This is a genomic window from Streptococcus oralis, from assembly GCF_001579175.1.
In the GTDB taxonomy this organism is placed as follows: domain Bacteria; phylum Bacillota; class Bacilli; order Lactobacillales; family Streptococcaceae; genus Streptococcus; species Streptococcus oralis_O.
Genome location: NZ_KQ970760.1, coordinates 44,972 through 54,755, shown reverse-complemented (window position 1 = coordinate 54,755; position 9,784 = coordinate 44,972). Strand labels below are relative to the sequence as shown.

General features: G+C 39.0%; 9 protein-coding genes. 5 read left to right on the top strand and 4 right to left on the bottom strand.

The genetic code is table 11. The annotated features are described in order from the left end of the window. The first annotated feature begins 373 nt into the window (after positions 1-373). The 3 genes from dinB (at position 374) to SORDD24_RS04575 (ending at position 3,026) form a co-directional block, all read left to right on the top strand. Positions 374-1,435, top strand: a complete 1,062-nt coding sequence (gene dinB, locus SORDD24_RS04585) for a DNA polymerase IV (protein WP_061408005.1) — start codon at positions 374-376, stop codon at positions 1,433-1,435. 535 nt (positions 1,436-1,970) lie between these two features. Then, the gene (locus SORDD24_RS04580) at positions 1,971-2,294 is read left to right on the top strand and encodes a hypothetical protein (RefSeq protein WP_061408003.1); all 324 of its coding nucleotides are present in this window, start codon (positions 1,971-1,973) and stop codon (positions 2,292-2,294) included. 99 nt (positions 2,295-2,393) lie between these two features. Continuing rightward, entirely contained in the window at positions 2,394-3,026 is a 633-nt protein-coding gene (locus SORDD24_RS04575; protein WP_061408001.1) for a TetR/AcrR family transcriptional regulator, read from the top strand. Between the two features lie 153 nt (positions 3,027-3,179). Here the strand turns inward: SORDD24_RS04575 and SORDD24_RS04570 are convergent, their stop codons facing one another. Together SORDD24_RS04570 and SORDD24_RS04565 are read right to left on the bottom strand one after the other, a co-directional pair. Continuing rightward, positions 3,180-4,025, bottom strand: coding sequence for an undecaprenyl-diphosphate phosphatase (locus SORDD24_RS04570; RefSeq protein ID WP_061407999.1), 846 nt, complete (start codon positions 4,023-4,025; stop codon positions 3,180-3,182). Between the two features lie 59 nt (positions 4,026-4,084). Next, positions 4,085-5,980 (bottom strand): DUF2207 domain-containing protein, encoded by a 1,896-nt coding sequence (locus SORDD24_RS04565; protein ID WP_061407996.1) that lies wholly within the window; start codon positions 5,978-5,980, stop codon positions 4,085-4,087. 130 nt (positions 5,981-6,110) lie between these two features. On the opposite strand from SORDD24_RS04565, the gene SORDD24_RS04560 reads away from it, so the two are divergent. Together SORDD24_RS04560 and SORDD24_RS04555 are read left to right on the top strand one after the other, a co-directional pair. Continuing rightward, on the top strand, positions 6,111-7,673 hold the full coding sequence (locus tag SORDD24_RS04560) for an ABC transporter substrate-binding protein/permease (RefSeq protein ID WP_061407993.1): 1,563 nt from the start codon (positions 6,111-6,113) through the stop codon (positions 7,671-7,673). After that, positions 7,673-8,413 (top strand): amino acid ABC transporter ATP-binding protein, encoded by a 741-nt coding sequence (locus SORDD24_RS04555; RefSeq protein ID WP_061407990.1) that lies wholly within the window; start codon positions 7,673-7,675, stop codon positions 8,411-8,413. The genes SORDD24_RS04560 and SORDD24_RS04555 overlap by 1 nt, the downstream gene beginning before the upstream one ends. A 90-nt stretch (positions 8,414-8,503) precedes the next feature. Here SORDD24_RS04555 and SORDD24_RS04550 read toward each other — a convergent pair whose 3' ends face one another. Both SORDD24_RS04550 and SORDD24_RS04545 read right to left on the bottom strand, forming a co-directional pair. Continuing rightward, the gene (locus SORDD24_RS04550; protein WP_001130031.1) at positions 8,504-8,719 is read right to left on the bottom strand and encodes a capsule biosynthesis transcriptional regulator; all 216 of its coding nucleotides are present in this window, start codon (positions 8,717-8,719) and stop codon (positions 8,504-8,506) included. Positions 8,720-8,824: 105 nt separating this feature from the next. Next, positions 8,825-9,721: an SPFH domain-containing protein gene (locus tag SORDD24_RS04545; RefSeq protein ID WP_061407987.1), complete on the bottom strand. Its 897-nt coding sequence runs from the start codon at positions 9,719-9,721 to the stop codon at positions 8,825-8,827. Between the last annotated feature and the right edge of the window lie 63 nt (positions 9,722-9,784).

Below are 9,784 nucleotides of genomic sequence, written 5' to 3'. Positions count from 1 at the left end.
TCATCTCCATCATAAGGAGTGTAGTTAGCCTGAACGAAACGAGAAACGCTTGCTTTTTCTTTCCAATCTACGCCTTTGAAGCCTTCCCAAGCTTTGTCAAAAATATCTTGTGCTTCAACAACTGTCTTAACAACCATGTTAATGTCCTCTTTTTTCTTTCTAGTAACAGCCATCTGTTACATTCATGAGACAAGTATACCATACAGTAACCGATTTCAACAAGCAAAAAAAGGCCTTTTTGTCACTTTCTTTTCTAATACAGTCTATTTTTGAACACAATCTGTATTATATTTTTGAAAGTAGGATTACTCTTTTCCATTTTTTCAGAAAAAAAGGTATAATGAATAGAAAATGACGCTAGAAAGGTGCAATAATGCTCATATTTCCATTGATTAATGATCTGTCAAGAAAAATCATCCATATCGACATGGATGCCTTTTTTGCTGCAGTGGAAATGCGTGACAATCCTAAATTAAAAGGAAAACCTGTCATCATTGGAAGTGACCCTAGACAAACTGGCGGACGAGGAGTTGTTTCTACTTGTAGCTACGAGGCACGAGCCTTTGGTATTCACTCTGCCATGAGTTCTAAAGAAGCTTATGAGCGTTGTCCCAAAGCCGTCTTTATCTCCGGGAATTATGAAAAGTATAAGGCAGTTGGACTTGAGATTCGAGCTATTTTTAAACGGTACACTGATTTGATTGAACCTATGAGTATCGACGAAGCCTACTTGGATGTGACAGAAAATAAACTCGGTATCAAGTCAGCTGTTAAAATAGCTCGCCTCATCCAACAAGATATCTGGCAGGAACTGCACTTGACTGCTTCTGCTGGCGTTTCCTACAATAAATTTCTAGCTAAAATGGCTAGTGATTATCAAAAGCCACATGGTTTGACAGTGATTCTACCTGACCAAGCCCAAGACTTTCTCAAACAAATGGATATTGCTAAATTTCATGGTGTAGGTAAGAAAACAGTAGAAAAGCTTCATGAAATGGGCATTTATACTGGTGCAGACTTATTGGACGTCTCAGAAGTCACTTTAATCGATCGGTTTGGCAGACTCGGTTTTGATCTTTATCGAAAGGCTCGTGGTATTCACAATTCTCCAGTCAAGTCCGATCGCATTCGTAAGTCCATTGGCAAGGAGAAAACCTATGGGAAGATTCTGCAAGTAGAAGAAGACATCAAAAAAGAGCTGACTCTTCTCTCAGAAAAGGTAGCTCACAATCTCAGCCAACAAGGAAAAGCTGGAAAAATCATTATCCTAAAAATACGATATGCTGACTTCTCCACTCTGACTAGACGAAAAAGCCTTCCACAAGCAACACAGGACGCTAGTCAGATTTCTCAAACTGCCATTCAACTCTACGAAGAGCTAGCTGAAAAAGAAAAAGGTATCCGTTTACTAGGAATTACAGTGACAGGATTTTAAATCCTTGAGGGGATTCATTGGTTTAAATCAAATGAGGTTGGAACAAAAGTGTTTCAGCCTCATTCTGTTTTAAAAATAATTCTTAGAGCGTGATAGCTAACCACTAAAACTGTCAGAGGTAATACCTTAAATTACTGATCAACATGCAGCAGACTGTATCAGTATTATTCCCCTTTTAGACTCTAATAATTCCTAATTTAAGAAAGCCTCTTCCTCTTATTCCCTCTCTTTTTTATTAGAAAACTGAATGCTTTTAGGAGTTATAGTTTAGTTTGATGTCCTACCGCATTTGTACAAGGATATATACTTGGACTACAATATTTTTTGACAATTTATTAATGAAAAGGGGCAGTTGGTTTTAATTAAGTATTAACTCCAACACTTAAAACTAAAAATGTGAGATAGATTTCAAATAGTTCCTAGTTAAAAAACTTTTTCTCATAAGTGGTAGGTGTTGACACCTTCATTTTTATTTGTTAAACTAGAAAATATTAAAAAATACCGTCTGGTCGGTTTTTAAAAGAAAGGATTTAATATGAAAAAAACTATGCTAGAAAAAACAATCGATTCTATTGCAAAACAAAATCAACGAGTACGTCAACATCAAATACATCATCACGAAGCCATTAAAAAGCAAATAATACAGCAAAAAGAACAATTTTATCGATTAACACAAGGAGAGAGCGGTATCCGACATTCTCGTTTGGGAGTGAAATGTGGGTATGCTACAATCACTGGTGGGCTCATCACTACTTTGTTTAGTCCTTGGAATGGTTTAGGAATAATGACCATCGGTGGGATTACATTTCTCTCAAACTTGTATCACATCAAACGTATAGAAGCAAAATTAAAAAAGTAGAGTGGTTTTCTTAAGAAGGAGGCTTGTTAGACGCTCAAATATTACCTTTTCTTCTTTTTTTGATAAAATAAATTTAATAAAACAGAGAGAAGGAACTCAATGGTCGCAAAAACAGAAAAATCTCAAGCAATGATTGAAAAAATTTTATCAACAGCTTCACAGCTTTTTATTCACAACGGCTATGAAAAAACAAGTGTACAAAACATAGCGCAAACAGCTAGTATTTCAAAAGGAGCCATTTATCACCATTTTCAATCAAAAGATGACATTTTTTTTGCAGTTTTAAAACAGCGTTATCAATTGATGGAAAAGGAATTGCTAGACTGGCTTGAATCCACCAGTCATTTAACTGGAAGAGAACAGCTCAAAGAAATCTTTCAGTTTAGTTTAAGAAGTCAGAAAACTAACTACGAAATGTTGAATCACGCGCCTCTTGATGCAGAGTTCATGCTGACTATTATCCGTTACAATCTGCGTATAGGAACTCCCCTTATTGCAGATATTATAAAAAAAGGAATAGAAGATCAGTCCATTCAACCCATCCCCTTCCCTAATGAAGCGGCCGAGACAATCTTGCTTTTGACTAACTTTTGGGTAGAAGGAAGTATTTTTGAAAATTCTTCCGAAAAAATAGTTGATCGTATCTATTTTTTACAATTTATGCTTCAATCCATCGGCTTAGATATTTTTGATGAATCTTTGATCCAAGAAATTTTAAGTCAATCAAATTAAATACAATCTTTTCGTTTACTTTTAAAACCGTAGACAAACGTCGGGCAAGGCGACATAATAAGGTAATATAAAATAAACTAAACGATTATAAAAAATAGGATAGTTCCCCAAATGTTTTTTTGGCGAACTATCCTATTTTATTCTATTTTCAACTTATACAAACAAACGCACAAAACTGTAGAGCAACAAGACACTACCGAGTACGATACGGTATTTCCCAAAGAGTGTAAAGTCGTGTTTTTTCACATAACTGGTCAAGAAACGAATAGCAACCATGCTGACTCCAAAGGCTACTCCCATGGCTACAAGAAGCAAGAATAGTTGACCAAAACTCAAAAGTTGACCTGCTTTAATAAATTTAAAAATCTTTAAAGCACTGGCTCCGAACATAACAGGAATTCCGAGATAGAAGGTAAACTCTGTTACGACAGAGCGACTTGTTCCATTCAACAACCCACCGACGATAGTGGCACCTGAACGACTTGTTCCTGGGAAAAGGGCAAGGACTTGGAAGAGTCCAATGTAAAGAGCTGTTTTATAAGGCAACTTGTCTAACTCTGTTACGGTTGGTTCAATAGCTTGCGCCTTATTTCTTTTTTCAAGATAGATAAAGGCAACCCCATAGATAATCAACATGATCGCAACTGAAACCATGTTATGGAAGTTGGCATCAAACCAATCATCCAGTTTAAAGACCAATAGCAAAGGCAAGGTCGCAACCAAGACTTTTGACCACAACTGCCACGTTCGACGAACTTCGACTTTAGTTTTACCAGGTTTGAAGGGATTGAGCTTATTAAAGTAAATGACCATAACTGCTAAAATGGCACCAAGCTGAATGACAACATTAAACATAGACATGAAGGCTTCATTTTGGTCCTTGTATTGTACAAATTCTTCAACCAAGATCAAGTGGCCAGTACTTGAAATGGGCAACCATTCTGTAATTCCTTCAACAATCCCAAAAAAGATTGACTTCAAAATTTCAATAAAATACATACATTACTCCTTTTTCTGTCCTCTATTATAACATAATTTCGGATCTTGCGATACATTTTTTAGAAGGCGCCAATACTACCACCGCCTCCGCCTCCTGAGAATCCTCCGCCTGAAGAACCACTTCCAGAAGATACAGAATAATTGCTCGCTGTATTTGCGACAGTTGTGTATTGCTTGATTTGTGCAGTTGAGGCATGGAACTGTGTATGCCAACCGTAGGCTATATACAGATTCAAATCTGGATTTTCTAGCTGAATATGACGTACTTTCATTAACTTGCTCACCTTCTTGGCATAACCAAAGAGAGTCGCATAGACTAGTAGACGATTCCAAAGGACGATGCTCTCCAGCTCTGCCTGATCCAGATGAGCAATATCACGAAGCATATTTTCAAAACTCGTCCAAAGATAGAAAATCTCCGCCCCTTCTTCTGTTAGAACTCCATCACGATAGGCTCCTCGCATCGCAAAATGAACCCAGAAACTGCTCCCTAATCCTGTCAAACCTAAGATTAGAAAAGGAACTGAAAAGAAGCCATGTGTTTGCCAGCTATAGTAAAAGAAAAGTAATCCACCTAGAGCCGTTATAGCTGAACAGACCCGCATCCCAAGAGCAAGACGGCGTTCCTCACTTGTCAAGGGACGATAATAGCTTGGAATACGAAGTACATGGACCTTATCCTTGACACAAGACTGAATGCGTTGAAGTCTTCTTTCAAAGGAACGCTTGAGGTGCAGACCTGTTTCTCGGATATGTTTTTCATCTGACTTTTTAGCTCCATGATACAAGCCAGATGAGACTTGGTAATCAGGGAATAAATCCGAAATAGCCAGTTCCTTCTTATTCGATAGGGTCATGCGCAGACATTCCTTCTCAAAATTGGATAAGCCTTTTTCACTGATAATTCGTAGATAAGGTTCCTCATCACCTTGAAAAATAGATAAATGACCTCGATCTACTAAATCCAACAAGGTTGCCTGAATCAGACGTTCAAAAGTAAATTTGCCAAAACCTGATTTGTTTAGAGGATTGACTTCCTCTAAGGAAGTTGAATACACTGCTTCTGCTAGAACCATTGGAGGCAAATCCATCGGCGGTTCATAAAGTCTGTGGTCTTTTGGAAAGACCTTTTTAATGCTTGTACTCTGACGAAACATTCTATAAAAGATAGGAATTGGAAGTAAGAGACTCATAAAAATGATCGGGAAGACCCATTTCATCATAATCTCACTTTGCGCTTTTTCTGTCGCTATATTGCTTTCAATCCGGTTAAAATCCGTTAAACATTCTTCCTCTAATCCTTGATCTGGAGCTCCTGCAAAAGCACTTCTCGGCCAGTAAGCATGTAATTCGATCTGTCGCTTTCTAGGAAGGTCTTTCATTTTGATATGATAGAGATTATTAACTTTTTCAACACTAGAGTCCCTTAGGAGTTGGCCTGCATGAAAATAGAGCTTCTCTGCTGAAGTATCAGAGCTAACCTTAAACTCAATCTCTTTGATGTCTCCAGTACTATCGGTCAAGGGTTGCCAATTTAGCTCTGCGATATCCTTATATAAGAAGAGAAGGTTTGATAGTTTCCAGGTAACCGTCACCCGAACCGTATCCCCAGCATAGCCAGTATTGTAAATTTTTACCTTATAGCCATCCTCTTCCTCCATAGTATAGTAGGAAATATCTTGAACAATTTTTCCATTTTTAGAGACCTGAACGGTCGGGTCAGGATCAATAGCAAATCCTTCTGGCATTTTCCCAGCTTTGCCGAGTCCAACTAACTGACCATTATAATCATCTCCAAAGCGGTAGGTGATTGTTTCCTTAAAAATTGCAGTATTATCTGCATGAATATTCAAATCACCATGGTAGGATAAGACATCAAAGTCTACCGCAAAAACCAAGCTCGGGATAAATAATAAACAAGTAAGTAGCAGAGTCAGTAGCCATCTTTTCTTCATAACAATTTCCCTTTCAATCTTTTCCCTATTATATCATTTTTTATAAGTAAAGGCTTACTTGTATTGAAAATCTCACTATTTTTAGATACAATAGAGAGAAGTCATTTTTAGACTAGAAATAGGAGAAAACATGAAAAAATTATGCTTATCTGTGCTTGCTATCCTAGCCCTCACACTGGGACTAGTTAGCCAGGTCCAAGCCGATGAATATCTACGCATCGGGATGGAGGCAGCTTACGCCCCCTTCAACTGGACCCAAGACGATGATAGTAATGGCGCTGTCAAAATTGATGGTACCAACCAATATGCCAATGGCTACGATGTCCAAATCGCTAAAAAGATTGCCAAAGACTTAGGTAAGGAGCCTTTGGTCGTTAAAACCAAGTGGGAAGGACTTGTCCCAGCCCTTACTTCTGGCAAAATCGATATGATTATTGCAGGTATGAGCCCAACGGCTGAACGCAAACAAGAAATTGCCTTTTCAAGCAGTTACTATACCAGTGAGCCTGTTCTATTGGTCAAAAAAGACTCTGCCTATGCCAATGCCAAATCTTTAAACGACTTTAGTGGAGCAAAAATCACGTCCCAACAAGGTGTTTACCTCTATGATTTGATTTCCCAAATCCCTGGCGCCAAGAAAGAAACAGCCATGGGTGACTTTGCTCAGATGCGTCAAGCTCTGGAGGCTGGTGTTATTGATGCCTATGTTTCTGAACGACCTGAAGCAATGACCGCTGAGTCTGCTAACTCAAAATTTAAGATGATCCAACTTGACAAGGGCTTTGAAACCGGAGAAGAAGACACCGCTATTGCCATTGGACTTCGTAAAGATGACAGCCGTATCAGCCAAATCAATGCGAGCATCGAAACCATCTCAAAGGATGAGCAAGTAGCCCTCATGGATCGTATGATCAAAGAGCAACCAGTAGAGGCGACAACAACGGAGGAAGACAGTAGTTTCTTTAACCAAGTCGTTAAGATCCTTTCTGAAAACTGGCAACAACTCCTGCACGGCGCTGGTATCACACTCTTAATCTCCATTATCGGAACTGTCACAGGCCTTATTATCGGGCTTGCAATCGGAGTCTTCCGTACAGCACCTCTATCTGAAAACAAAGCCATCTATGGCTTGCAAAAGCTACTTAGCTGGATCCTCAATGTCTATATTGAAATTTTCCGTGGTACACCAATGATTGTTCAATCTATGGTTATCTACTACGGTACAGCGCAAGCCTTCGGCATCAATCTCGATCGTACACTTGCAGCCATCTTCATCGTTTCAATCAACACGGGTGCCTACATGACAGAAATCGTCCGTGGAGGTATCCTAGCAGTTGACAAGGGACAATTTGAAGCCGCAACCGCTCTTGGTATGACCCATAATCAGACCATGCGCAAGGTTGTTCTACCTCAGGTCGTTCGCAACATCTTACCCGCTACTGGTAATGAGTTTGTCATCAATATCAAAGATACCTCTGTACTGAATGTTATCTCTGTGGTAGAACTCTACTTCTCTGGTAATACTGTGGCCACCCAAACGTATCAATACTTCCAGACATTTACAATCATCGCCGTGATTTACTTTGTCCTCACCTTCACAGTGACCCGTATTCTACGCTTCATCGAAAGACGTATGGACATGGATACCTACACTACAGGTGCTAACCAAATGCAAACGGAGGACTTGAAATAATGAGTCAACCCATTCTTGAAATTAAACACCTCAAAAAATCCTATGGACAAAACGAAGTCTTAAAAGACATCTCTCTATCAGTCCACAAAGGAGAGGTTATCTCCATCATCGGGAGCTCAGGAAGCGGAAAATCAACCTTCCTACGTTCGATCAATCTACTTGAAACACCTACTGAGGGGGAAATTCTCTACCGAGGAGAAAACGTCCTTGCAAAAGGCTATGACCTTACTCACTATCGTGAAAAACTCGGTATGGTTTTTCAATCCTTCAACCTCTTTGAAAACCTTGATGTTCTCGAAAACACTATTGTCGCCCAAACAACTGTCCTTAAAAGAGAACGCTCTGAAGCTGAAAAAATTGCCAAAGAAAATCTTGAAAAAGTTGGCATGGGTGAACGCTATTGGCAAGCCAAACCAAAACAACTCTCTGGGGGCCAGAAGCAACGTGTAGCCATCGCTCGCGCCCTCTCCATGAATCCTGATGCCATCCTCTTTGATGAGCCAACATCTGCTCTGGATCCAGAAATGGTCGGTGAAGTCCTTAAAATCATGCAAGACCTGGCTCAGGAAGGATTGACCATGATTGTCGTAACCCACGAAATGGAATTCGCCCGCGATGTTTCTCACCGTGTCATCTTTATGGATAAGGGCGTCATTGCTGAAGAAGGCAAACCAGAAGACCTCTTCACGAACCCTAAAGAAGAACGGACGCGCGAGTTTCTTCAGCGCTATCTCAAATAAGATAAAAGACTGCATAAAGAATGCAGTCTTTTTTAGTAATTAGGAAAAAGAAAGACAGATCCGCTTTAAGAATCTGCCTGTAAGCGTGGTTTAATCTTCAAATTTTTCATGATTTTTTTCATAGAAATCGATTAAACCAAGAGCTGTTTCAAATGAAATATTTTTAACTTTTGCGCGTCCTTGTGCTAGAGCAATGATAGACATTTCACGCGCATTCGTTTCTTTAGAGATACGGTAGCCTGTGATTTTCTTATCACGAACCCAGCCAACAACTGCTTCCACTTTTTCAAAGTTCGACTTAGCCATGTTCTTCTCCTAAATTATTCTTTACAATACTTAATTGTATACGTTTTTATTTCGTTTTTCAATAAAAAACATATATTCGTCGCAACTATATTATTCTGCATATTTTTATTTGGCTTTTAAAGCCGATAATATATGAGTTCTTATGTCCTCAACTCCATTAGGATTCGCTGGTAGGAAGATTGTATTATTACCCTCTTTATCTGCAAAATTATTCAACGTATCTAAATACTGGTTCGTTAATAGGATAGACATGATTTGTTCTTCAGTTAGCTCAACATTGGCTCCTTTTAACTCTTGGATAGAATCAGCTAGTCCGTCAACAATTGCTTTACGCTGCTCTGCAATCCCTACACCATGTAGGCGATCTTTTTCTGCTTCTGCTTCTGCTGCGGTCACGATTTTAATCTTATCTGCTTCAGCAAGCTCTTGCGCCGCAACTCTCTTACGTTGAGCTGCGTTAATTTCATTCATTGATTGTTTTACTTCAGCATCAGGTTCAACCTTAGTAATCAGCGTTTTGACAATGATATACCCATACGTAGACATTTCTTCAGCCACTTGTTTTTGAACTTCTAAGGCGATTTCATCCTTCTTCTCAAACAACTCATCTAGGGTTAGCTTTGGTACAGATGAACGCAAAGCATCTTCAATATAGGATTTAATTTGGGCTTCTGGACGCATCAATTTATAATAAGCATCTGTGACATTGTTTTCATTTACTCGATACTGAGTTGCCACATTCATCGTTACAAATACATTATCTTGCGTCTTTGTCTCTACAACAATCTCACTTTGCAACAAGCGTAGTTGAACTCTTGCCGCAATCCTATCAATTCCAAAAGGAGCTCGTAAATGAATACCACTATTGCTCAACTTTTGGTATTTACCAAAGCGTTCTATGATAGCGACAGATTGTTGTCGAACCACATACACAGAACTAACCATAATCACTGATGCAATCACCACTAATAATAATAAAACAAGTAAAATTTGTAAAACCATGGGAATCTCCCCCTTTCGTCACCCTCATTATAGCACCATCATCATTATTACGCAAATAATATG